The following is a 22,847-nucleotide window of genomic DNA, read 5'->3' as shown; positions in this document are numbered from 1 at the left end:
AGGCTGTACCCTTCGCGGCGATTGTAGACAGACATTTGCCTCGACAGGAGCGGTTTCGCCGGCATGCCAAACGCCGTTTCAGCGTTCGTCCAGAGCGTGAGGTCGCGCACGCTCTCGATCGGACAGATGACGTTCGGCAGCTTCCTGCTGCTGCTGACCATCATCGCCATGACCAGCATCGGCAGCGTCGTCGCGATCCGGCATATCGATGCCACCTTCGCCGAGCTGCAGCGGCTGCAGAGCGTCGGCGATCTCGCCGAGGAGATCGAGCGCCGGATGAGCGACCTGCGCTTCGCTGCGCGCCAGGTCGTCAGCGAGCCGAGCGCGCAGCCGGCCGGCCGGGTGTTCGAGGCCGCGTCGACCTTGACGGCGCTGCTGAAGAAAACCCGTCTCGAACTCGATTCCGATCAGCGCGAGATGATCGACGGCGTCACCGAGCGGCTCAGCAATTATCGCGACGGGCTGGAGCGGATCACGGCGCTGATGCCGCGGCGGGCCGAGATGGTCGCCACCGTGCCGCCGCTGCGCGAAGCGTTCGAGGCCGTCGTCATCGGACTGCGGGACCGCTCGCTCGCCGCGGCCCTGCACGGCGAGCACAGCAAGATCGCCGCCGCGCTGCTGTCGCGCGATCTGGTCGGTGCGGGCGAAGCGGCGCAGCGGATGAGCGCGATCCCGATCGGCGAAGCCGCCGCCGCGACCGCAGTGCGCGACTATGCCGACGTGATCATCTCGACCACCGCGGTGGAGCAGGAGATCGCGTTGCTCGAGCGCAACGTGCTGGGCACCGAAGGGCGGCTGATCGGGCGGGTCACCGAGCTGCTGCGCGATGTCGCCGCAAGGCGGGGCAGGGTGCTGTCACGCGACCTCGCCCGGACGCTCACCGAGGACAAGTGGCAGAGCATCGTGCTCGGCTCCGCCGGCGTGCTCGTCGGCCTGATGGCGGCGGCGTTCGTGGTGCGCCGGACAGTCGGTCCGCTCACCGCGATCACCGCCGCGATCCGCCAGCTTGCCGCCGGCCAGCAATACACCGCGATTCCGGCGATCGACCTCAAGAACGAGATCGGCGACATCGCCCGCGCGGCGGAAGTCTTCCGTCGGACGCTGGTCGAGGCCGACGGCGCCCGGGAAGCCGCGGTGCGGGCGCTGGCCGAACAGCGCCTCGCCGAGGAAAGCTACCGCAAGCTGTTCGAAGGCTCGATCGACGGCATCTACGTGACGACGCCGGACGGCGCGCTGCTCAACGCCAATCCGGCGCTGGCGCGGATGATGGGCTACGACGATCCGGCCGAACTGATGCGCGAGACCCGGGACATCGCCCGCTCGATCTACGTCGATCCGGGCAAGCGTGACGCCTACCGCACGTTGATGCAGCGCGACGGCATGGTGCGCGAATTCGAATATCAGGCGTTCAAGCGCAACGGCGAGGTGCTGTGGCTGTCGGACAGCGCCAGCGCGGTGCGCGACGAGACCGGCGCGGTGATCCGATATGAAGGCGCCGTTCGCGACATCACCGATCAGAAGCGCGCGGAAACCGCGGTCGCAGAGGGGCGCCGCCTGTTGCAGCAGGTGATCGACACCGTGCCCGCGGTGATCAACGTCAAGGATACCGAGCTGCGCTATCTGCTGATGAACCGCTACATGGCGACGATTTTCGGCATCGACCCGAGGGATGCGATCGGCCGCACCACCGCCGATCTGATGTCGCGCTACGGCTCGCACAAGACCGACGCCAACGACAAGCGCGTGCTGGAGACGGGCGAGGGATTGGGATTCTACGAGGAGGAATATCACGACGCCACCGGCGCGATGCGGCAGTGGCTGGTCAACAAGATGCCGCTGAAGGACGCCGAAGGGAACATCGAGCGGATCGTCACCGTCGCGCTCGATATCGGCGAGCGCAAGCGCGGCGAGCTCGAAATGCGCAAGGCCAAGGACGCGGCCGAGGCGGCGCTGCGCAATCTGCGCGAAACCCAGCAGTCACTGATCGAGGCCGAGAAGCTCGCCGCGCTCGGTCGTCTGGTCGCGGGCGTCGCCCATGAGGTCAACAATCCGGTCGGCATCAGCCTGACGGTCGCCTCCGCGCTGGAGCGCAAGACCTCGGTGTTCGCCGCCGAAGTCGAGCGCGGCGACCTGAAGCGCTCGCGGCTCAATGAATTCCTCGCCACCAGCCGCGATGCGTCGTCTCAGCTCGTCGCCAATCTCAATCGCGCGGCCGAACTGATCCAGTCGTTCAAGCAGGTCGCGGCCGACCGCAACTACTCGGATCAGCGGCCGTTCGACCTCGGCGACCTGACCGAGCAGGTGGTGATGAGTCTGCGGCCGGGGCTGCGCAAGCACAACCTGACGCTGGACGTCGACTGCCAGCCCGGGCTGACGATGAACTCCTATCCCGGCCCCTACGGGCAGGTGCTGACCAATCTGTTCCTGAATTCGGTGGCGCACGCGTTCCCGAACGGCCGCGCCGGCACGGTCGAGATCAAGGTCCGAGCCTCCGGCAAGGACAATGTCGAGATCATCTACGCCGACGACGGTTGCGGCATGAGTCTCGATGTGCGCAGGCGGGCGTTCGATCCGTTCTTCACCACGCGGCGGGATCAGGGCGGCACCGGGCTCGGCCTGCACATCGTCTACAGCATCGTCACCAATCGCCTCGGCGGCCGGCTCGATCTGGATTCCGAGCCGGGCCACGGCACCCGGATCCAGATGATCCTGCCGCGCGTGGCGCCGCGCGATGTCGTGGACCAGCCGTTGAGCGCGCAGGCCTGAGGGCGGGGCGCTTCCATCGCCGTCAGTCGGCTTCCGCGAGCCAGCGCAGGGTCGCCCGGAACAACTGGCTTGATTTGCCGACCAGCGCCGTGCCCTGCATCACCGCCGAGGTCTCGGTCCAGCTTCCGGAAACGCCGATGCCGACCGGTTCCTTCTGGCCGCCGAACAGCGGATTGGCGTCGGGGCTCGGCGTGTGCTGGCTGACCGTGACCTCGCCCTTGAAGGTATCGCCGGTCGTGACGTAGCTACCTGTGTAGAACAGATAGGCGTCGCCCCCGTGGATCTTGCCGTTCCGGAACAACGCGACGCCGCTGCCCTTGCCGGAACGGCCGTCCAACAGATCGGCGTGGATCGAATACAGACCGTTCCTCATCACGTCCCCCCGCGCCGTCGGTCGATCGCTGAAAGGCGCTGCTCACTTATGCCAAAGCCGGCCAATCGACGTCAACGTGACAGGATCACGCGAAGGCGCTCGCGGGGCGTTTCGGGGTTGTTCGGCCAAGGAGCACGAGGAGGCCGCGGGTCGGCGCCGGATGGCGGCCCGACTCCACGGCCCGATCGTCGAGAGCTCATGTGACAGGTAGAAAAGGCGGGCGCCAAGCCCGGACGGCAGGCGAAGGGGCGCGCTTTTGCCGCGCGCGTTTGATCGGGATCAACGCGGGCCCTTTCGGCGAGGAATTCATGCTCGCAAAGGGATGCCAGACCGCATCGGGCCGATCATCACGAAGGAAGCTATGAATACGCTCGCCACCAAGGGAAGTTCGCTTCTGTCAAAGCTGATCTGGGCTGCGGTGATCGCGGTCGGCGTGGTCTCTTTCGGAATCGTCGCACTCAGCCGGGGCGAGACCATCAACGCGTCCTGGCTCGTGATTGCAGCGGTGTGCGTCTACTTCATCGCCTACCGGTTCTACTCGCTGTTCATTGCCGAGAAAGTCCTGGGCGTCGATCCCGCGCGGCGGACGCCGGCCTACCAGCATAATGACGGTCTCGATTACGTCCCGACCAACCGCTATGTGCTGTTCGGTCATCACTTCGCGGCCATCGCCGGCGCCGGTCCGCTGGTCGGCCCCGTGCTGGCGGCGCAGATGGGCTATCTGCCCGGCACGCTCTGGATTCTCGCCGGCGTGGTGTTCGCCGGCGCGGTGCAGGATTTCATCGTGCTGTTTCTCTCGACGCGGCGGGACGGCCGCTCGCTCGGCGATATCGTGCGCTCTGAAATGGGCCCGGTGGCCGGCAGCATCGCGCTGGTCGGCGTGCTGCTGATCATGGTGATCCTGCTCGCCGTGCTGGCGCTGGTGGTGGTCAAGGCGCTGGTCGGTAGTCCCTGGGGCACCTTCACGGTGTTTTCCACCATTCCGATCGCCATGCTGATGGGCGTCTATGCCCGCTTCATCCGGATCGGCCGCATCGGGGAAATGTCGTTGATCGGCGTGGCCCTGCTGCTGGCGTCGCTGATCTACGGCCGCACCGTCTCCGAAAATCCGGCGCTGGCGGCGTGGTTCGATCTCAGCGGCGAAACCCTCGCGCTGGTGATCATCGGCTACGGTTTCGTGGCGTCGGTGCTGCCGGTGTGGCTGCTGCTGGCGCCACGGGATTATCTGTCGACCTTCCTCAAGGTCGGCACCATGGCGCTGCTCGCGGTCGGCATCATCATCGTGCAGCCCGATCTGAAGATGCCGGCGCTCACCAAATTCATCGACGGCAGCGGGCCGGTCTGGTCGGGCGGCCTGTTCCCGTTCCTGTTCATCACCATCGCCTGCGGCGCGGTGTCCGGCTTCCATGCGCTGATCGCGTCGGGCACCACGCCGAAGATGGTGGAGAACGAGAACCAGCTCCGCTTCATCGGCTATGGCGGCATGCTGACGGAATCCTTCGTCGCCATCATGGCGATGATCGGCGCCACCGTGCTCGAGCCCGGCATCTACTTCGCCATCAACAGCCCGAGCGGCGTGATCGGCACCACCGCGGTCCAGGCCGCGCAGGTGATCTCCGGCTGGGGCTTCGTCATCACCCCCGACATGATCACCCAGATCGCCCAGGACGTCGGCGAGAAGACGCTGATGTCGCGCACCGGCGGCGCGCCGACCCTCGCGGTCGGCATGGCGCATATCCTGTCGGGCATGTTCGGCGGCAAGGCCCTGATGGGGCTGTGGTATCACTTCGCCATCCTGTTCGAGGCGCTGTTCATCCTGACCACGGTCGACGCCGGCACCCGCGTCGCCCGCTTCATGATCCAGGATATGATCGGCAGCGTCGTGCCGTCGTTCCGCAAGACCGAGTCCTGGGCCAACAACCTGATCGGATCGGCGCTGGCGGTCGGCGCCTGGGGCTACTTCCTCTATCAGGGGGTCATCGATCCGATGGGGGGGATCAATACCCTCTGGCCGCTGTTCGGCATTTCCAACCAGATGCTGGCCGCGATCGCGCTGATCCTGTGCACGGTCGTGCTGTTCAAGATGAAGCGCCAGCGCTACGCCTGGGTGACGATCGTGCCGACCGTATGGCTGCTGATCTGCACGCTGACGGCGGGCTATCAGAAGATCTTCAGCGCGGATCCGAAAATCGGCTTTATCGCCCACGCCTGGAGGTTCAGCGATGCGGCCGCCGCCGGCAAGCTGCTGGCGCCGGCGAAGACGATGGCGGAGATGCACCGCGTCATCGTCAACGATTACGTCGATGCAACCCTCTGCGCGCTGTTCGTCGCGGTGGTGCTGTCGATGATCGTTTATGGCGTCATTGCCATCCGCCGCGCGCTGGGCGATCCTAAGGTCACCGCCAACGAGATCAGTCTGCCTGCGACGATCCGGGGAGCCGACCTTGCGTGACCTGATGGCGATGAAGGAATGGTCGGTTCGCACCGCGCGTCTGATGGTCGGGATTCCCGACTATCAGACCTATGTCGATCATGTCCGGGATAACCACCCCGACAAGCCGACGATGACGTACAAGGAGTTCTTCGTGGAGCGCCAGAACGCGCGCTACGCCGTCGGCAAAGGCCGTTTCCGCGGCTGCTGTTGAGCGGAGGGAGCGTCGCGGCGGCTGTATTGGCGCGGCCGTTTGGACGGAACACGGCTATCGCGGATGCTCGCAGGCCGTTCCCGATACAAGTTGGCGCGCTCGGAAGGATTCGAACCTCCGGCCCTCGGAATCGAAATCCGATGCTCTATCCAGCTGAGCTACGAGCGCCTGACCAACTCGACCGGCCGCCGCGAAGCAGCCGGGCACCTGCCGATTACCGCATTTTTGCCGGGATTTACAAGGGGGTGCGCAGAATTGCCCATGTTTTCGCCGGAATGCGATGCTTAAGGATTTCCAAACCATGTGACGCCACATTGGGGAGCCCGGCGGAATCCGCCGTCGTTTCCTCCCGACCATCCGGTTGCCGACCGATCCATGCGAAGATTGCTTGCCGCGCTGCTGTTGCCTCTGGTGCTGATGGTGTCGCCGGCGCATGCCGATCTGCGCATCACCCGCGACCACGGCGGCTATGTCACCGAGTACAAGGCCAAATACGAGCGCATCCGAGAACGCCGCGAGCGGGTGATCATCGACGGCATCTGCAATTCGGCCTGTACCATGGTGTTCGGCATCGTGCCGCTGAACAAGATCTGCGTCACCCCGCGCGCCAGCCTCGGCTTTCATCTGGCCTATTACGACAAGGCCTTCACCTTCGGCATCAAGGTCAACAGCTCGGAGGGCACCTCCGAGCTGATGGGCTATTATCCACAGCCGGTGAGGGACTGGATCCGGCGCAATGGCGGCCTCACCAACGAGATGAAGAAGATCAGGAACGGCGCCGAGCTGTGGAAGATCGTCGATCCGTGCCCCGAGGACTTCTGATCGCGGCGCCTCGCTGAGCATCCGCGGGCCGCGCCGCACCTTTGAGATTGCCGCCCGCGCGCGGATCGGGCACTCAGGCCGCCATGGCTTTACTCTCCGACCATCCGGCCGCACGCGCGGCGCCGGCGATCTTCGTGGTGCTGTGGAGCACCGGCTTCGTCGGCACCAAATACGCGCTGAGCGGCGCCGAGCCGCTGACCTATCTGGCGATCCGGATGGTGCTGGTGGTGGCGCTGATGGCGGCGATCGCCGCGATCGGCCGGCCGCGCTGGCCGAACCTCGCCGGCATCGGCCACAGCATCGTCGCCGGCCTGCTGGTGCACGGCGTCTATCTCGCCGGCACCGCGATCGCGATCGCACACTCCGTGCCGGCGGGACTGTCGGCGCTGATCCCGGGCCTGCAGCCGATCCTGACCTCGACGCTGGCGAACCGCTGGCTCGGCGAGCGCGTCACCGCGCAGCAATGGGCCGGGCTGGCGCTGGGTCTCGGCGGGGCGCTGATGATCATGCACAACCGCAGCATCAGCGGCGACGCCGGCTGGGGATGGTTCGCCTCGGGATGCTCGCTGGTCGCGATCACCGTCGGCACGCTGTACCAGAAGCGGTTCTGCGGCGGCATCGACTGGCGCGCCGGCAACTTCGTGCAGTTTCTTGCCGCACTGGCGTTCTTCGCCACCGGCGCTTTCCTGTTCGAAACCCGCGAGGTCGACTGGACCGCGGAGTTCGTGCTGGCGGTGAGCTGGCTCGCGGTGGTGCTGTCGATCGGCTCGATCGGGCTGCTGTACTGGCTGATCCGGCGCTCGGCCGCGACCTCGGTGGCGAGTCTGTTCTATCTGGTGCCGGCGGTGACGGCGCTGATGGCCTTCGTGCTGTTCGACGAGCGGCTGGACGCGGTCGCGATCGCCGGCATGGCCACCTGCGCGGCGGCGGTGTTCCTGGTCAACCGCGCGCGGGTGTAGGCAAGGCGAGCGCCGCGTTGGGCTCGGGATGCAGATTGATGTCATTGCCGGGCTTGACCCGGCAATCCATCTTCTTCACGAGATGCATCGATCAGCGCGCTGCGCGCGCGATGGATCCGCGGGTCAAGCCCGCGGATGACGGCGGTGAGTGTAGCAGTCGCCATGCCCTGCCGCGATCTCCGATTCAATTGTCAAACAGCCACGCCCAATACTTCTCGCGGCTCCTAAGAGCCCGAGTTGTGCACCCGTCGCTGTCACAGCGAGGGGCGGGGGCGCGCCGCGTGGCGCAAAGGTGGTGAGTGTCGCGATGGCTTTGCGGACCATCGCGCAACGCCTCGTCGGCGCGCCCACCGCGGCGATTTTGGGCATCGGGACCGTTCTTCCGGGAACACAGCGGTGCGGGATCTCCCCGGCCTTGCTGCGCCCGTCCAGCCACGAAAGCGGCAGCCGCTCGTAGTAGCGGCGGACGGTGACCTCTGCCTCCCGGACGCGTGCTTGCGAGGCACAGCGCGCAGGACGCCGCGTCCGTCCGATTCCACCGGCACAGCGCCGGCTTCATCGAACCATCGTTCCGGACCGGTTGCCCGGCCCGTCGATCTGTCCCGCTATCCGACGCCTCGCGAAGCGCCCCTCACGGACAGGACAGTGCGGACTATAATCATAATAGGAATGTTGTCAAGGGGTCGGCGATGGGGTTACGTTCGATCTCGCGCACGCCTTCTCGTTCGTCATTCCGGGGTCGCGCTGCTTCGCTGCGCGCCCCGGAATGACGAATGCGAGGTGGAGCACCCGGCGCCGTTGCGCTCCTCGCCATGACCGCACGGTCGACGATCGAGGAGGTGGGACGCCCCGCACAGCAAAAAGCCTCCGGAGACGATCCGGAGGCTTTCGCTTTGCCGAGGCCGAAGGGCTCAGCGCTTGGACTTCTTGGCCTTCTTGCCGGCCTTCTTCGCGGTCTTCTTGCCGGCCTTGGCGACCTTCTTGCCGGCCTTCTTCACCGACTTCGTCGCCTTCTTGGCGGACTTCTTCGCCTTCTTGGCGACGCTCTTGCCGGCCTTCTTGGCGGATTTCTTCGCGGCCTTCTTGGCAGGAGCCTTCTCGGCTTTCTTGGTCTTCTTGGCAGGGGCCTTCTTGCCGGTCACCTTCTTCGCGACCTTCTTCGCCGCCTTGGTGGCGGCCTTGCGGGCCTTCTTGACCGCCTTCTTGGCTTCGTCCGCCGCGGTGTTGATGGCGTCGGTCATCTGATCGATCATCGGCTTGTCGTCGTCCATGTCATTCCCCGAGGGTTCACTAGATGGTTTACAGATGGAATCGACGATAGCCGATTCGCGTCAGTTAGTAGCGGTGCTAACCGAAGTTGTTCAACTCTGACGCAGTTCGGCGTAGGCGGCAAGCGCGCGCTCGCGTCCAACCTTGTGATCCACGATCGGCGCGGGGTAATTGCCGCCGAGCGTGACGCCCGCCGCGGCGAGTTCGAGCGGGGTCGCGGTCCACGGCTGGTGGATGAACTTGTCGGGCAGGGCGGCGATCTCCGGCACCCAGCGTCGGACATAGTCGCCCGCGGGATCGAATTTTTCTCCCTGCAGGATCGGGTTGAAGACGCGAAAATACGGCGCGGCATCGGCGCCGGACCCGGCAACCCACTGCCAGTTGCCGGGATTGCTGCCGGGATCGGCGTCGACCAGCGTGTCCCAGAACCACTGCTCGCCGAGCCGCCAGTCGATCAGCAGATGCTTCACCAGGAACGACGCCACCACCATGCGGACGCGATTATGCATCACGCCCGACTGCCAGAGTTCGCGCATCCCGGCGTCGACGATCGGGTAGCCGGTGCGACCACGCTGCCAGGCGTGCAGCGCCGCGTCGTTCGTGGTCCATGGGAAAGCGTCGAACGACGCCTGCAGATTGCGCTCGGCGAGGTCGGGATGGTCGTGCAGCAGATGCCGGCAGAACTCGCGCCAGCCGAGTTCGCTCAGGAACTTGTCGACATCGGCCGCGATCGCCGGCCGCTTGGCGGCGGCAAAGCGCGCGGCGTACCAGACCTGTCGCGGACTGATCTCGCCGAACCGCAGATGCGGCGACAGCCGCGAGGTGGCGCAGCGATCGGGCCGGTCGCGGCCCTCGGCGTATCCGGGCAGGCCGTCGAGGAAGGCGGTCAGTCCGTCCTGCGCGGCCCGCTCGCCCGGCGTCCAGTTCTCGCGCAAGCCGCCGGCCCAGTCGGGAGCCGTCGGCTCCAATTGCCACGTCGCCAGATCATCGCTCGCAAGATCGGGCGTAGCACGCAGCGCCGTCGGCGCCGGCAACGGCTTCGGCGGATCGCCGAGGCTGAGGGCGCGGCGCCAGAACGGCGTGAACACCCGCATGCCGCGGCCTTCCTTGCCGCGGATCGCGGCCGGCGCGGCGAGCAGGTCGCCGCGATGGCGGTGGTGATCGATCCCGGACATGCTCAGCGCTTCGGCGAGGTCGTCGGCGATCGCGCGATCGGGTGCGGTCTCGATCTCGTTCCAGTGCACTGCGCCGGCGTCGACCTGTCGCGCGAGTTCGCCGACGACCGCGGCGGCAGGGCCGCGGCGAAGGATCAGTTGCGCGCCGCGTTGTTCGAGCTCGGCAGAAAGCGCGCGCAGCGACTGCGCCAGCCACCAGCGCGAGGCGCCGCCCAACGGCCGCGCTTGCGGCGGGCGGAGCTGCGGGCTGTGCTCATCGAACACGTAGATGCAGATCACCGGCCCGCCGGACGCGGCTGCTTCATGCAGGGCCGGATGATCGGACAGGCGCAGGTCGTCGCGAAACCAGACGATGACGGGGCGGGGCGTGTCTTTGGCCATCAGCAAGATGTAATCCGGCGGGAGGGATTTTGATCCGTGGCGAGGTGAAGGCTTGAAACCGGACAGGAAGTGAAGCGTATTGAGGACGATGGCTGATTTCAGGAGGTCGATTTGAAGCGGTATGGCGTTCTCTACCTGGCGACGTTCATCATTCTGATCCCGCTGGATTTCCTGTTTCTTGGATTCATTGCGAAGGACTTCTTCGCCGGTCAGGTCGGCGAGATGCTCGGCCCGGTCCGGATGCTGCCCGCAGTGCTGTTCTATTCGCTCTACGTCGTCGGCATCATGGTGTTCGTCAATGGCGCGGCGACCGCCACCTGGCGGTCCGCGCTGCTGCTCGGCGCGCTGTTCGGCTTCTTCTGCTACGCGACATTCGAACTGACCGCACTGGCGGTGCTGAAGCACTGGACCTGGCCGATGGTCGCCGTCGACATCTCGTGGGGGACCTTCGTCACCGCGCTGTCCGGCGCGCTCGGCCTCGTGATCGCCGACCGGTTGTCGCCGCGCTGATTTCCGACGACGGCTAAGCTGAACGGAACGTGTCTGCGGCGGCGCGCGCACGCGGCCGGCCGTTATGGTGCCCAGGCACCCTGCGCGACGCCGCGACATCTGGTGCCGGCCTGCCTCGATAAAGCCTTTGCTGCGCCGCAACGCCGCCGGAGCGGCCTGCGATCTCTTTGTCCGTGACCCTGGTCACTGCGACAGAACCGGAATCCTCTTAACGATGATCGCGTGAGGATGCAGGAACCTCGCAAGCCGGAATGAAGACTTAACCAAGCGTTTACGCCGGCATGGAAGTGCTGGTCGGCAACCAACATGAAGAGCAAGGAACCATGACTGCCGCTGCCCTGGCCGACGAGATCGGCATCGAACCCACCCGTATTTCGGACCGCTACACCGCCGCTCTGGCGCTCGGTGTCGTGCGCGATGGCGTGATCACCGGAGAGGGCCCGACGACCCGCGGCAGAGTTCATTTCTCGCGGACGCTCGACGACGCCGACGCCGCCTGGTGCGCCCGCATCCTCACCGCCACCGCGGTCGAGAACCTGCCGATCAGCCGCGCGGAGGCCGAGGCGCTGTTCGAGATCAACGCTGCCGCGGCCGAGCGTAAGGACGATGGTCGTTTCGACGACCTGTTCGCCAAGGCGGTCGTCCACCATGCCGCCGCAGCGTCGGGGCTGCCGGTGCCCGCGCGCAGCGTGGCGCTGGCGCCGGATACCGCCATTGAATCCTGGGCACCCACCAGGGCGGTCGGCGTCGACACCGAGGTTCTGGAGTGGATCTCGCGTCAGATGCGCGGCAGCGCGCGCCCGAACAATCACACCTTGATGCGGATGGTCGCGACCCTGATCGGCGTCGCAACCCTGCCGCTGATTCAGCTGCCGAAGGTCTTCGACCTCGGCATGTAAGACAGTTTTCTCTCAGGCTGAGAGCCTCGGGGCGGCGGGATCATCTCCCGCCGCTTTTTTGTGTGTGCCCGGCATCCGCCTTGGCTTTATCCAAAACCTCGTGCGACTGCGTGAGGTCATTGTCTGCGATGCGGAATTTCGGCGCCGGCACGCACGGCTGCGCCTGTTGCAGGGTACCCGTTCCGGGCTAAAGCGGGGTGCAGACGGGGGGCGGACCCCTGAAATCTGAGCGGCGGAGGGGGCGGAGCGTCCTGCGACGGGCGGCGGGGCACCCCTTCGCAATAACTAGTTTTCCTCGGCGACAGAATTGTTACAAGCACATGCGCAACGCCGATTGCCGTCCCTGCCGGGAGGGCAGAACACCCCAAGGTCGCAAGCAACAAGAACATGTTCAAACGCATTCTGATCGCCAATCGCGGCGAGATCGCCTGCCGGGTCATCAAGACCGCCCGCCTGATGGGGATCGAGACGGTCGCCGTCTATTCCGAGGCCGACCGCGACGCGCTGCACGTCGAGATGGCCGACGAGGCCGTCCTGATCGGGCCGGCCGCGGCCTCCGAGAGCTATCTGGTGATCGAGAAGATCGTCGAGGCGTGCCGGAAGACCGGCGCCGAGGCGGTGCATCCCGGCTACGGCTTCCTGTCCGAGCGCGAGTCCTTTCCGCGCGCGCTGGCTGACGCCGGCATCGTCTTCATCGGTCCCAACCCCGGCGCGATCGCCGCGATGGGCGACAAGATCGAATCCAAGAAGGCGGCCGCCAAGGCCAAGGTCTCGACCGTGCCGGGCTATCTCGGCGTGATCGAGGACGCCACCCACGCGGTCAAGATCGCCGACGAGATCGGCTATCCGGTGATGATCAAGGCCTCGGCCGGCGGCGGCGGCAAGGGCATGCGCATCGCGCACTCGACCGCCGAGGTCGCCGAGGGCTTCAACCTCGCCAAGGCGGAAGCCAAGGCCTCGTTCGGCGACGACCGCGTCTTCATCGAGAAGTTCATCGTCGATCCGCGCCACATCGAGATCCAGGTGCTCGGCGACAAGCACGGCAACGTGATCTATCTCGGCGAGCGCGAATGCTCGATCCAGCGCCGCAATCAGAAGGTGATCGAGGAAGCGCCGAGCCCGCTGCTCGACGAGGCGACCCGCCGCAAGATGGGCGAGCAGGCGGTCGCACTGGCGAAGGCGGTACAGTACGATTCCGCCGGCACCGTGGAGTTCGTCGCGGGACAGGACAAGAGCTTCTACTTCCTCGAAATGAACACCCGCCTGCAGGTCGAACATCCGGTCACCGAGATGGTCACCGGCATCGACCTGGTCGAGCAGATGATCCGCGTCGCGGCCGGCGAGAAGCTGGCGCTGGCACAGAAGGACGTCAAGCTGAAGGGCTGGGCGGTGGAGAGCCGCGTCTATGCGGAAGATCCGTTCCGCAGCTTCCTGCCGTCGATCGGCCGGCTGGTGAAGTATCGCCCGCCGTCCGAGAGCTCGGCCGACGGCATCACCGTGCGCAACGACACCGGCGTTCAGGAAGGCGGCGAGATCTCGATCTTCTACGATCCGATGATCGCCAAGCTGGTGACGCATGCGCCGTCGCGCGCGGCGGCGATCGAGGCGCAGGCGCACGCGCTGGATGCGTTCTACGTCGACGGCATCCGCCACAACATCCCGTTCCTGTCGGCGCTGATGACGCATCCGCGCTGGCGCGAGGGTAATCTCTCGACCGGCTTCATTGCCGAGGAATTCCCGCAGGGCTTCGCCGCGCGGCTGCCGGAGGGCGACGTCGCCCGCCGCATTGCAGCGGTGGGCGCCGCGATCGACCGCGTGATCGGCGAGCGCAGGCGCAAGATCTCCGGCCAGATGATCGGCCGCGCGGTGATCCGCGAACGTCGCCGCTGCGTCTGGCTCGAGCGCACCGAGATCCAGCTCGACGTGATCCGCGAGGGCGAGGGCTTCGTGGTGCGCTTCGTCGAGGCCGACGGATCGCTGGGACAGCCGCATCAATTGCTGTCGTCGTGGATTCCCGGCGACCCGGTCTGGCAGGGCACCATCAACGGCCGCCCGGTCGCGGTGCAGGTCCGGTCGATCCCGAACGGCGTCCGGCTCGCGCATCACGGCTACGAAGTCGCGGTCAACGTCTTCACCGAGCGCGAGGCGTCGTCGGCGCGCTGGATGCTGGAAGGCAACAAGGCCGATACCGGCAAGAAGGTGCTGTGCCCGATGCCGGGCCTGGTGGTCTCGATCGCGGTGACCGAGGGCCAGGAGGTCAAGGCCGGCGAGACGCTGGCGGTGGTCGAGGCGATGAAGATGCAGAACGTGCTGCGCGCCGAGCGCGACGGCACGGTGAAGAAGATCCACGCCGCGCCCGGCGCCACGCTGGCGGTGGACGCGCTGATCCTCGAATTCGCGTAAGGCCATGGCCTGGCGCGACCGCCGCGGCGCGTTGCGGGCGATCCTTCAAGGGTCTGCCTGCGTGCGCCCGGCGTCGGTTTACGACGCGATCTCGATCCGGATCGCCGACGATCTTCGGTTCCCGCTCGGGATGTTCGGCGGCTCGGTGGCGTCGCTGGCGATCCTCGGCGATCCCGATAGCGCGCTGATCACGCTGACCGAACTCGCCGAGCAGATGCGGCGGATGGCGCGCGCGGCGGCATTGCCGGTGCTGGTCGACGCCGACCACGGCTACGGCAACGCGCTCAACGTCCGCCGCACCGTGCAGGAGCTGGAAGCCGCAGGCTGTGCCGGCCTCACCATCGAGGACACGCTGCTGCCGCAGGCCTATGGCGAGGCCGCGCCGCAACTGATCTCGCGCGAGGAAGGGCTCGGCAAGATCAGCGCCGCGCTCGACGCCCGGCTCGATCCGTCGCTGGTGATCATCGGCCGCACCGGCGCGGCATCGATCAGTTCGCTCGACGATGCGATCGAACGCGCGGTGGCCTACGAGGCGGCCGGCGTCGACGCGCTGTTCTTCACCGGGGTGAAGACGCGCGACCAGTTGGCGGCGATCAGCGCCGCGACGACGCTGCCGATCGTGCTCGGCAGTCCGCCTGCGGAACTGGCCGATTGGGAGTACCTCGCCGATCAGCGGGTGCGGATCGCGGTGCAGGGCCACGCGCCGATCGCCGCTGCGACCGAGGCCGTTTTTAAGACGCTGTCGGCGATCCGCGATGGCGCCGCGCCGAAGCAACTGACAGGTCTGGCGACGGCCGACCTGATCGACCGCGTCACCCGCGCGTCGCTGGTCGAGGAGCGCGGCGCGCGGTTTCTCGGGCTCGCACGCGAATGAGCCGGGCGATCCGGCAGGTGATTGTTCGCGGCCGGGTGCAGGGCGTCGGCTATCGCGCCTGGGTGGCGACGACGGCGCAGGCGCAGGGCCTCGAAGGCTGGGTCCGCAACCGGCGCGACGGCAGCGTCGAGGCCTTGCTCTCCGGGGTGAGCGCGACCGTGACCGAGGTGATCGCCGCCTGTCACCACGGCCCGTCCGCCGCGCGGGTCGATGCGGTGTTCGCGGAAGATGCGGGATCGGACGCGCTCGATCAGCGGCATCCCGGCGAACGGTTCTCGATCCTGCCGACGGTGTGACGGGACGACGCGCTGCCGCGCCGCGTCATGCGCTAGCCGCGCGGGCCCCACAGGATGATCGCCGCGCCGGCGAGACAGACGCAGGCGCCGGTGACGTCCCAGCGATCGGGGCGCACATGCTCGACGCTCCACAGCCAGGCCAGCGAGGCGACGATGTAGATCCCGCCATAGGCCGCATAGGCACGGCCTGCGGCTGCGCTCTCGACCAGCGTCAGCAGATAGGCGAACAGCGCGAGCGAGAGCAGCCCGGGCACCAGCCACCACACCGGCTTGCCGAGCCGCAGCCAGCCCCAGAACGCGAAGCAGCCGGCAATCTCGGCGACCGCCGCGCCGACATAGACGATCACGGTGTTCATGCCGGCGATCTCTCGCCTGCATTCTTCGCCGGTTCGGCGCGCTGCGCATCGATGGTCTGGCCGAAGATGCCGGTGAAGGCCGCGCGCAGCGCGATGTCGGCGTCCGTCATCGTCACCGGCAGGCCGAGGTCGACCAGGCTGGTGACGCCATAGCGCGGATCGCTGATGCCGCAGGGCACGATCGCGGTGAAGTGGCTCAGATCGGGCTCGACGTTGATGGCGATGCCGTGCAGCGACACCCAGCGCTTCAGCCGGACGCCGATCGCGGCGATCTTGTCCTCGTAGCCCGGCCCCTTGTCGGGCCGCGCGACCCAGACGCCGACGCGGTCCTCGCGTCGCTCGCCCCGGACATTGAACGCGTCGAGCGTGGCGATGATCCACTGCTCGAGCGCGGCCACATAGGCGCGAACGTCGGGACGGCGGCGCTTGAGATCGAGCATCACATAGGCGACCCGCTGGCCGGGGCCGTGATAGGTGAGCTGTCCGCCGCGCCCGGTGGTGTGCAGCGGGAAGCGCGGATCGAGCAGGTCGGCTGCCTGGCCACTGGTGCCGGAGGTGTAGAGCGGCGGATGTTCCAGCAGCCAGACCAGTTCGGCGGCGTCGCCGGCCGCGATCGCTGCGGCGCGCGATTCCATCGCCGCGACCGCGTCGGGATAGGGCACCGGCTGCTCCGAGATCAGCCATTCGACCGGCTGGGCGTGGGCAATGGGTCGGAAACCGGCGATATCGAGCGTCTGGCGGGCTGAAGGCGGCGCGTTAATCATTGGATAACCATAACGTGGTCAAGTTCGCACACTTTCATTCACAGTCTGCCGGTCCGGGTCCCAGTGCCAACACTCGATAACGTTTCGGTCGATCTCATGGTGGTGCTCGGCACCACCTCGATGCCCATTCATCAGGTGCTGCGGCTGTCCCGCGGCGCCATCATCGAACTGGACGCCACCGAGGCCGACGAGGTCAAGATCCTCGCCAATAACATGCCGGTGGCCAGCGGCGTGGTGCTGGTCGATCGCAATCGCATCGCGGTCGAGGTCAAACAGATGTTGACGCGATCACCGGATCGACGATGACGGCCTTGTACCCCCTTCATTGATTTGTTAAATGGGCGCCGTCGATCCGGTCGGGCGCCCAGCCTGAACCGATCCCAAGCGCTCGTGGCGGAATTGGTAGACGCGCTGCCTTGAGGTGGCAGTGAGTAAAATCGTGGGGGTTCGAGTCCCTCCGAGCGCACCAGGCCAATGCCTAATTGATTGAAATTAGGACGTTTCTTCAAGCATTCTCGTGCAGCGTCCCGCAAACCCGCGGGGAAAGCAACGCAGCCGGCGCCTGTCACGCACCACATCCATCGACGCTGAGAGGACGCCGACCTATCGCGCGAAGGTCACCGTCCCGCGCAGACCGCCTTCGGGTCGGTTGGACAAGGTGATGCTGGCGCCGTTCGCCTGCAGGATGGCGCGCGCGATCGGCAATCCAAGGCCGCTGCCGCCGGTGTCCCGCGAGCGGGAGGTCTCAAGCCTGACGAACGGTTCGAACACCCGCGCAAGCTCGCTGTCCGGAATCCCGGGACCACGATCCTCGATCACCATTCTGACTTCGGTGCCGTCGTGCTCGATCCGGACCTCGCCGCCGCCGCCATAGCGCTGGGCGTTTTCCAGAATGTTGCGCAGCGCGCGGCGCAGCGGCACGCGCCGTAGCGGCAGCACGACCGGCGTCGCCGACGTGATCCGGATCGGGGGGCCGATCGCGCTGAGCTCGGCGGCCAGCTCCGATACCAGCGCGGCGAGGTCGACCGGTTCGCTCGGCTGGTCGGTGGAGACGCCGCGGGCGAAGGCCAGCGTCGCTTCCACCATCTGCTGCATCTCGTCCAGCGTCGCGATCATCCTTTCCTTGTTTTCGGCGTCGTCCACCATCTCGGCGCGGACGCGCAGCGCGGTGATCGGCGAGCGCAGATCGTGGCCGAGCGCCGCCAGCATCCGGGTTCGCTCTCCCAGCATCCGCGACAGCCGCTCATGCATCCGCGCCAGCGCGTCCGACAACGCACGGACTTCGCGCGGTCCGCCGGTCGGCATCCGGGGAGGCGGGGCGTCGAGGCCGAAGCCGTCGGCGGCCGAGGCGAGCTGATCGAGTGGCCGGGTGACGCGCCGTAGCGCGAACCACAGCGCCGCCAGCACCAAGGCCAGCGAGACCAGCGTGGTGCCCAGCACCTGTGGGGGCAATTGAATGGCCGGCCGGTCGAAGCGCGAGGTGACGTTGAGCCACTGCGCGTCGCGCAGCGGCAGCGACAGCTTGAACGCCACAGGCGCCAGGCCGGACTTCATGATCCGGTCGCGAAAGCGGTGTGAAGGCTCGCTGAACCGGCCGCCATCGCGCCGCGAGATGTATTCCTCCTGCATGCGCAATCCCGCCGGCAAGTCGAGTTCGTCGCAATGGTGCTGCCCGCAATCGGCCCCGAGCAGGTCGACGGGATGATCGACGATCGTCGCCGCGGCAATGTCGAACCGGGTCGAGCGTGAACTGGCGGCTTCGAGCAGATCGTCGCGCGCGGTCACCGGGGCCTTGTCCAGCAATGCGGCGACGGCGGCGACGCGTTCGACCACCTCGATGCGCTGCGCGACCCGAATCCGCTTGGCGCGGTCGGCCGTGAACAGCCAGAAGCTGACGAATTGCGCCACCAGCAGCGCCACGAAGCTGAGCAGCGCCACCTGGGTGAGGAGGCTGCGCGGCCTGCGGCGGCTCATGACAGGTCCCGGACGTCGGCGGCGAGGCTGTAGCCGCCGGAACGGACCGTGGTGATGATCTTCGGATGCGCCGGGTCGTCCTCGATCTTGCGGCGCAGCCGGCTCACCTGGTTGTCGATGGTGCGGTCGAACACGTCGGCGCTGCGGCCGCTGGTGATGTCGAGCAATTGCTCGCGCGTCAGCACGAATCGCGGCCGTTCCAGGAACGCCACCAGCAGCTTGAACTCGGCTGTCGTCAGCGCGATTTTCTCTGCGCCTTCGGCGTCGCGGACGAGGTCGCGGGTATCGGTATCGAGCATCCACCCGGCGAAGCCGAGCTTGCGGCCGCCGAGCCCGCCGGCGAGCGGCTCGCGCCGTTCGCTGCGGCGCAGGATCGCCTTGATCCGTGCCAGCAGTTCGCGCGGGCTGAACGGCTTGGCGAGATAATCATCGGCGCCGATCTCCAGCCCGACCACCCGATCGGTCTCCTCGGACAGCGCGCTCAGCATCAGCACCGGCGGCCCGCCGCCGGCACTGAGCCGCCGCGCCGCCGACAGCCCATCCTCGCCGGGCATCATCACGTCGAGGATGATCAGGTCGAATCGGCCGGCCTTGAGCTGGGTGTCCATCTCGATCGCGTTGCTCGCGGCGCTGGCGCGCATGCCGTTGCGCTCAAGGTATTTCGTCACCGCGTCGCGGATTTCGCGGTGATCGTCGACGACCAGGATGTGCGGCAACTGCGGTTGATCGGCCATGTTGTTGATCTAGCCCGACTTGCCCCGCGCCGGAAAAGACTTCTGTCGCAAATGATCGCAGGCCGGCGTGTTGCGACAGACCGATACAAATCCCCGCCTGGCCGACAAGCTGCTGCGACAGGACGGGCCGATCTTCGCTGCATCCATTCTGGAGCAAGAGGAGATCACGACATGAAACGCAGCACAATCCTGGCGCTCGGCGCCGTCGCAGCCGTGGTGGCCATCGGCGCCGTGGCGATCCCGGCGATCGCCGGCGGCGGACCGTTCGGCAATTGCGGACCGCACGGCTTTGGACCGATGGGCAATTGGGGGCCGGGCATGATGCACTTCGCGCAAGGCGGCTGGGGCGGTCGCGGCGGCTTCGCCAACAACCCGCTGATCAAGACCCTCGACGCCGATGGCGACGGCGTCGTCTCGCCTGAAGAAGCCAAGGCCGGCACCGCGGCGCTGCTGAAGAAGCACGATGCCGACGGCAACGGCACGCTGTCCAAGAAGGAATTCGGCGACATGGTCGCCGAGATGTCCCGCGGCTTCGCCGAGCGCCCGTTCGCGATGCTCGATGCCGACAATGACGGCCAGGTCAGCGTCGTCGAGATCAACGCCCCGGCGCAGATGATGGCGCGGATGCACGCCTGGCGCTACGGCGCGTCGAAGCCGGACGCGGCGCCGCAGAAGCCGTGATCGAGACTGCGACGGCGCCCGGACAAGGCGCCGTCGTTCGATCCCAACATCGCGAGGACACGTCGATGATCTCTCCCATAGGCTATTCGCGCGTGCAGATCGCGCTGCACTGGGTCGTGGTGGCGCTGGTCGCCGCGCAGTACATCTTCAAGGATTCCATCGCCAACGCCTGGATGGCGTGGCAGCAGGAACTGCCGTTCGCGTTCGACCCGCGCATCCTGGCGCATATCGTCGTGGGGATGCTCATTCTGCTGCTGATCGGCTGGCGTCTGGTGCTGCGTGCCAAGCTCGGAACGCCGTCCCCGCCGGAAGACGAGCCGGCTCCGATGCGCACGATCGCCCAATTCTCGCACGCCAGCTTCTACGTGGTGCTCGCAGCAATGTCGGTCAGCGGCGTCATCGCCTGGTTCGGCGACGTAGCGCCCGCGGCGCAACTGCACAATCTGCTCAAGTTGGTTCTGCTCGGGCTGATCGCGCTGCATGTGCTCGCCGCACTGCTCCATCACGTCGTTCTGAAGACCGACGTGATGCGGCGGATGGTCCGGCCGCAAGCCTGAGCGATCGCACGCGATCACCCGGGATCGCGTCGATCGCCCGTCAGTGGTTCAGCGGCCGCGGCCGGGCGGTGACTTTGATCGGGCCGCGCTGCAGGGCAGCGGGGGCGATCGCGGCGCTTCCGGAGATCGGTCGGGCGGCGGCGCCGATCTCGGTCGAGCGCAGCTCCGACTGCGCTGTCTGCGGAGCGGCGTCACGCGACGCGCGGTGCGCCGGGATGCGGACCATCGCGCGAATTGCCGGCTGGCTCTTCTCGGGGATACTGAACAGCGCTTCCGCGGGAATCGGGAAGGCGATCGAATTGGCAAAGCTCGCAGCCGGCCTCTGTCGCGGCCAGGGCGCCGGCTTCGGCAGCGGCACCTGGCCGCGCGCCAGATGCCGGAGGCCGTCGAACGGCTCCGTCACGCGGCCGATGTCGAGGCCGAGATCGGCGATCGATGGCCCCGGCAGCATCGCGGCGCTGGCAAAGCTGAAGCTCGGCACCTTCGGCCAATGCGAGATCGCGACATGCTCGGTGACCGGGTGCAGCCGCCATTGCGACGGCAGGGTCGGCGTCTTCGGGCGGTCCGGCGCTGCCGGCACGACGTGAACGATGCGGAAGCCGCGGGCCTTCAGCTCGTGCAGGATCTGCGGCAGCGCCGCCACCGTGCGCGGCTGGATGTCGTGCAGCAGCAGCACGCCGCGGCCCTTGGCCTGCAGCCGGCTCATCGCCAGGCTGTAGACGGCTTCCGGCGAAATGTGCCGCCAGTCGTCCGCGGGGAAATCGGCGCTCCAGGTCTGGATGCCCTGCGAGCCCAGATAGCCTTCCACCGCCTCGGCGCGCAGCAGGCCGGGGATACGAAAGAACGGCGCGATCGCGGCGCGGCTGCCGAGCGCGGCCGCGACCGCATCGATGCCCTCGTCGACTTCCTGCTTGGCCTGTTCGGCCGTCATCCGGTTGAAGCTCAGCGGATGGTTCTGGCTGTGGGTGCCGATGGTGTGGCCGCCGTCGCGCATCCTGCGCACGCCTTCCGGATAGGCCTTCGCCATTCGCCCGACCACGAAGAACGTCGCCTTGACGCACTCCTTGGCCAGGATATCCAGCACCGCGTTGCTGTAGCGCGGCAGCGGACCGTCGTCGAAGGTCAGCACCACCTCACGGTCCTGCAGCGGCAGCGTCTCGGCATATTGCATCGTGCCGATCCGCGGATGTTCGCGCGGATCGACGACCAGGGTGCGGGAGGTGCCGAGCGCGCCGGGATTTCCGGGGCAGTCCGCGGCCATGGCGGCTGCGGGAAGGGCGAGCGCTGCGGTCACGCAGGCGATGCCGAGCAGGGACCGGGTCCGCGCCCGTCGTCGAAACAGTTCACTTGCCATTACGTGACCACGCACCCCGGGCCGTCAAATCAGTCGTCTTGGAACATAGGATAGCGGCCTGAACAGCAGCTTAACTGTGGCATTGATCACGGTTTCCCGGCCGGCGCCAGTGTGCCGGTCAGCGCGTCGCATGAGACCCGGCGGCGACAGCCGGCTGCTCGTCCGGCGGCGGCACGGCGTGCACGACGCGATAATGATTTTCGCGCAGCCAGCGCAGGAAAGCCGGTATCATTTCAGCGGTTTGCGAGCGGGGGTCGTGAAACAGGATGATGCCCTTGCCGGCGGCCTTGAGCCGATCGGTGATAAGTTTGAGCTGGGCCTCCGGCGTCATGACGTTCCAGTCGCTGGCCCAGAGATCGGCGCCCCACACGACGATGCCGCGCGACTGCAGATTGTCGAGCAGCGCGGGCGTCGATTCGAAAAACGGAAACCGGAAGAACTTCGTCGGCGACACGGCGATGCCGTTGCGGCGGAGGATCGCCTCGTCGGCGGCGATGCCGCGATCGATTTCCGCCAGCGCGTCGGCATAGCCGAGACTCGACAGATGTTTGTGCGTCCAGGTGTGATGCGCAACGGTGTGGCCCTCGATCGCGATCCGCCTCACCAGGCCGGGCGTCTCGGCGGCCGGCTTGCCGACCAGAAAGAACGTCGCCTTGACGCATTCGTCGGCGAGCGCCTTCAGCACCTTCGGTGTCGTCGCAGCGGGGCCATCATCGAATGTCAGCACGACCTCGTGGTCGTCCAATGGCAGCGTCTGCGGAAAGCTCTTCGTCCCGATGCGCGGGTACTTCGCCGCGTCGACCACCATGGTGCGCGCGGTGCCGAGCGCGCCGGGGCGGGCACAATCGGCGGCCTGCGCGGCGGAGCCGAGAACGCCGAGAGCCACGATCGCGGCCACCGCTGTCGATGCGTTCATGACACCCCTTCCGGCTGATGATTGATCGCGGATGTCACGAAATTCATTGCGCCGTGCATCACCGATTGAGTATTGCCAAAGTCATTCGATCCGCCGATCGACAGCGCATCTTGCCCGACGGCGCACGAAATCTGCAACC

The 22,847-nt window shown here is 67.0% G+C and carries 22 protein-coding genes and 2 tRNA genes; 14 read left to right on the top strand and 10 right to left on the bottom strand.

Features of this window, described 5'->3' with window-relative positions:
* The first annotated feature begins 63 nt into the window (after positions 1-63).
* Positions 64-2,766, top strand: a complete 2,703-nt coding sequence (locus ACTZWT_RS06725) for a PAS domain S-box protein (RefSeq protein ID WP_444768907.1) — start codon at positions 64-66, stop codon at positions 2,764-2,766.
* Between the two features lie 22 nt (positions 2,767-2,788).
* On the opposite strand, the gene ACTZWT_RS06720 is transcribed toward ACTZWT_RS06725, so the two are convergent.
* Positions 2,789-3,139 (bottom strand): GrlR family regulatory protein, encoded by a 351-nt coding sequence (locus ACTZWT_RS06720; RefSeq protein ID WP_444768906.1) that lies wholly within the window; start codon positions 3,137-3,139, stop codon positions 2,789-2,791.
* A gap of 361 nt (positions 3,140-3,500) precedes the next feature.
* On the opposite strand from ACTZWT_RS06720, the gene ACTZWT_RS06715 reads away from it, so the two are divergent.
* Positions 3,501-5,591, top strand: a complete 2,091-nt coding sequence (locus ACTZWT_RS06715) for a carbon starvation CstA family protein (RefSeq protein ID WP_444768905.1) — start codon at positions 3,501-3,503, stop codon at positions 5,589-5,591.
* A 4-nt stretch (positions 5,592-5,595) separates the two neighbouring features.
* On the top strand, positions 5,596-5,784 hold the full coding sequence (locus ACTZWT_RS06710) for a YbdD/YjiX family protein (protein ID WP_444769223.1): 189 nt from the start codon (positions 5,596-5,598) through the stop codon (positions 5,782-5,784).
* A 91-nt stretch (positions 5,785-5,875) separates the two neighbouring features.
* Here the strand turns inward: ACTZWT_RS06710 and ACTZWT_RS06705 are convergent.
* Positions 5,876-5,952 (bottom strand) — tRNA-Arg (locus tag ACTZWT_RS06705).
* A gap of 207 nt (positions 5,953-6,159) precedes the next feature.
* On the opposite strand from ACTZWT_RS06705, the gene ACTZWT_RS06700 reads away from it, so the two are divergent.
* A complete protein-coding gene (locus ACTZWT_RS06700) occupies positions 6,160-6,606 on the top strand; it encodes a hypothetical protein (RefSeq protein ID WP_444768904.1) in 447 nt (148 codons plus the stop codon).
* A gap of 83 nt (positions 6,607-6,689) precedes the next feature.
* The gene (locus ACTZWT_RS06695; protein WP_444768903.1) at positions 6,690-7,565 is read left to right on the top strand and encodes a DMT family transporter; all 876 of its coding nucleotides are present in this window, start codon (positions 6,690-6,692) and stop codon (positions 7,563-7,565) included.
* A gap of 911 nt (positions 7,566-8,476) precedes the next feature.
* Here the strand turns inward: ACTZWT_RS06695 and ACTZWT_RS06690 are convergent.
* Both ACTZWT_RS06690 and ACTZWT_RS06685 read right to left on the bottom strand, forming a co-directional pair.
* Positions 8,477-8,836, bottom strand: coding sequence for a hypothetical protein (locus ACTZWT_RS06690; protein WP_444768902.1), 360 nt, complete (start codon positions 8,834-8,836; stop codon positions 8,477-8,479).
* A 90-nt stretch (positions 8,837-8,926) separates the two neighbouring features.
* A complete protein-coding gene (locus tag ACTZWT_RS06685) occupies positions 8,927-10,390 on the bottom strand; it encodes a cryptochrome/photolyase family protein (protein WP_444769222.1) in 1,464 nt (487 codons plus the stop codon).
* Between the two features lie 111 nt (positions 10,391-10,501).
* Here ACTZWT_RS06685 and ACTZWT_RS06680 point away from each other — a divergent pair, with 111 nt between their 5' ends.
* The 5 genes from ACTZWT_RS06680 (at position 10,502) to ACTZWT_RS06660 (ending at position 15,372) form a co-directional block, all read left to right on the top strand.
* Complete coding sequence (locus ACTZWT_RS06680; protein WP_444768901.1) at positions 10,502-10,900, top strand: DUF2177 family protein; 399 nt, start codon at positions 10,502-10,504, stop codon at positions 10,898-10,900.
* 323 nt (positions 10,901-11,223) lie between these two features.
* The gene (locus ACTZWT_RS06675) at positions 11,224-11,799 is read left to right on the top strand and encodes a hypothetical protein (protein ID WP_444769221.1); all 576 of its coding nucleotides are present in this window, start codon (positions 11,224-11,226) and stop codon (positions 11,797-11,799) included.
* 387 nt (positions 11,800-12,186) lie between these two features.
* Positions 12,187-14,202, top strand: a complete 2,016-nt coding sequence (locus ACTZWT_RS06670) for an acetyl-CoA carboxylase biotin carboxylase subunit (protein ID WP_444768900.1) — start codon at positions 12,187-12,189, stop codon at positions 14,200-14,202.
* 4 nt (positions 14,203-14,206) lie between these two features.
* Positions 14,207-15,076, top strand: a complete 870-nt coding sequence (locus ACTZWT_RS06665) for an isocitrate lyase/PEP mutase family protein (RefSeq protein WP_444768899.1) — start codon at positions 14,207-14,209, stop codon at positions 15,074-15,076.
* Positions 15,073-15,372, top strand: a complete 300-nt coding sequence (locus ACTZWT_RS06660; RefSeq protein WP_444768898.1) for an acylphosphatase — start codon at positions 15,073-15,075, stop codon at positions 15,370-15,372. The genes ACTZWT_RS06665 and ACTZWT_RS06660 overlap by 4 nt, the downstream gene beginning before the upstream one ends.
* 32 nt (positions 15,373-15,404) lie before the next feature.
* Here ACTZWT_RS06660 and ACTZWT_RS06655 read toward each other — a convergent pair whose 3' ends face one another.
* Positions 15,405-15,728: a YnfA family protein gene (locus ACTZWT_RS06655; RefSeq protein ID WP_444768897.1), complete on the bottom strand. Its 324-nt coding sequence runs from the start codon at positions 15,726-15,728 to the stop codon at positions 15,405-15,407.
* The gene (lipB, locus tag ACTZWT_RS06650; RefSeq protein ID WP_444768896.1) at positions 15,725-16,492 is read right to left on the bottom strand and encodes a lipoyl(octanoyl) transferase LipB; all 768 of its coding nucleotides are present in this window, start codon (positions 16,490-16,492) and stop codon (positions 15,725-15,727) included. The genes ACTZWT_RS06655 and lipB overlap by 4 nt, the downstream gene beginning before the upstream one ends.
* A gap of 63 nt (positions 16,493-16,555) precedes the next feature.
* On the opposite strand from lipB, the gene ACTZWT_RS06645 reads away from it, so the two are divergent.
* Positions 16,556-16,798, top strand: a complete 243-nt coding sequence (locus ACTZWT_RS06645) for a FliM/FliN family flagellar motor switch protein (protein ID WP_011441262.1) — start codon at positions 16,556-16,558, stop codon at positions 16,796-16,798.
* Positions 16,799-16,876: 78 nt separating this feature from the next.
* Positions 16,877-16,961: transfer RNA gene (locus ACTZWT_RS06640), tRNA-Leu, on the top strand.
* Between the two features lie 134 nt (positions 16,962-17,095).
* Here ACTZWT_RS06640 and ACTZWT_RS06635 read toward each other — a convergent pair.
* Together ACTZWT_RS06635 and ACTZWT_RS06630 are read right to left on the bottom strand one after the other, a co-directional pair.
* Positions 17,096-18,466 carry an ATP-binding protein gene (locus tag ACTZWT_RS06635; RefSeq protein ID WP_444768895.1) on the bottom strand — a complete coding sequence of 457 codons (1,371 nt, stop codon included), beginning with the start codon at positions 18,464-18,466 and terminating at the stop codon, positions 17,096-17,098.
* On the bottom strand, positions 18,463-19,200 hold the full coding sequence (locus ACTZWT_RS06630; protein ID WP_444768894.1) for a response regulator: 738 nt from the start codon (positions 19,198-19,200) through the stop codon (positions 18,463-18,465). Before ACTZWT_RS06630 ends, ACTZWT_RS06635 begins: the two co-directional genes overlap by 4 nt.
* Before the next feature lie 171 nt (positions 19,201-19,371).
* Here ACTZWT_RS06630 and ACTZWT_RS06625 point away from each other — a divergent pair, with 171 nt between their 5' ends.
* Together ACTZWT_RS06625 and ACTZWT_RS06620 are read left to right on the top strand one after the other, a co-directional pair.
* The gene (locus ACTZWT_RS06625) at positions 19,372-19,881 is read left to right on the top strand and encodes an EF-hand domain-containing protein (protein WP_444768893.1); all 510 of its coding nucleotides are present in this window, start codon (positions 19,372-19,374) and stop codon (positions 19,879-19,881) included.
* 65 nt (positions 19,882-19,946) lie between these two features.
* Positions 19,947-20,438: a cytochrome b gene (locus ACTZWT_RS06620; protein WP_444768892.1), complete on the top strand. Its 492-nt coding sequence runs from the start codon at positions 19,947-19,949 to the stop codon at positions 20,436-20,438.
* 40 nt (positions 20,439-20,478) lie between these two features.
* Here the strand turns inward: ACTZWT_RS06620 and ACTZWT_RS06615 are convergent, their stop codons facing one another.
* Together ACTZWT_RS06615 and ACTZWT_RS06610 are read right to left on the bottom strand one after the other, a co-directional pair.
* Positions 20,479-21,792, bottom strand: coding sequence for a polysaccharide deacetylase family protein (locus ACTZWT_RS06615; RefSeq protein ID WP_444768891.1), 1,314 nt, complete (start codon positions 21,790-21,792; stop codon positions 20,479-20,481).
* A 118-nt stretch (positions 21,793-21,910) separates the two neighbouring features.
* A complete protein-coding gene (locus tag ACTZWT_RS06610; protein ID WP_444768890.1) occupies positions 21,911-22,708 on the bottom strand; it encodes a polysaccharide deacetylase family protein in 798 nt (265 codons plus the stop codon).
* Positions 22,709-22,847 lie beyond the last annotated feature (139 nt).

Origin of the sequence: Rhodopseudomonas sp. NSM, assembly GCF_052445935.1 — a bacterium.
Taxonomy (GTDB): domain Bacteria; phylum Pseudomonadota; class Alphaproteobacteria; order Rhizobiales; family Xanthobacteraceae; genus Rhodopseudomonas.
This window is presented reverse-complemented; position numbering and strand designations above follow the sequence as displayed.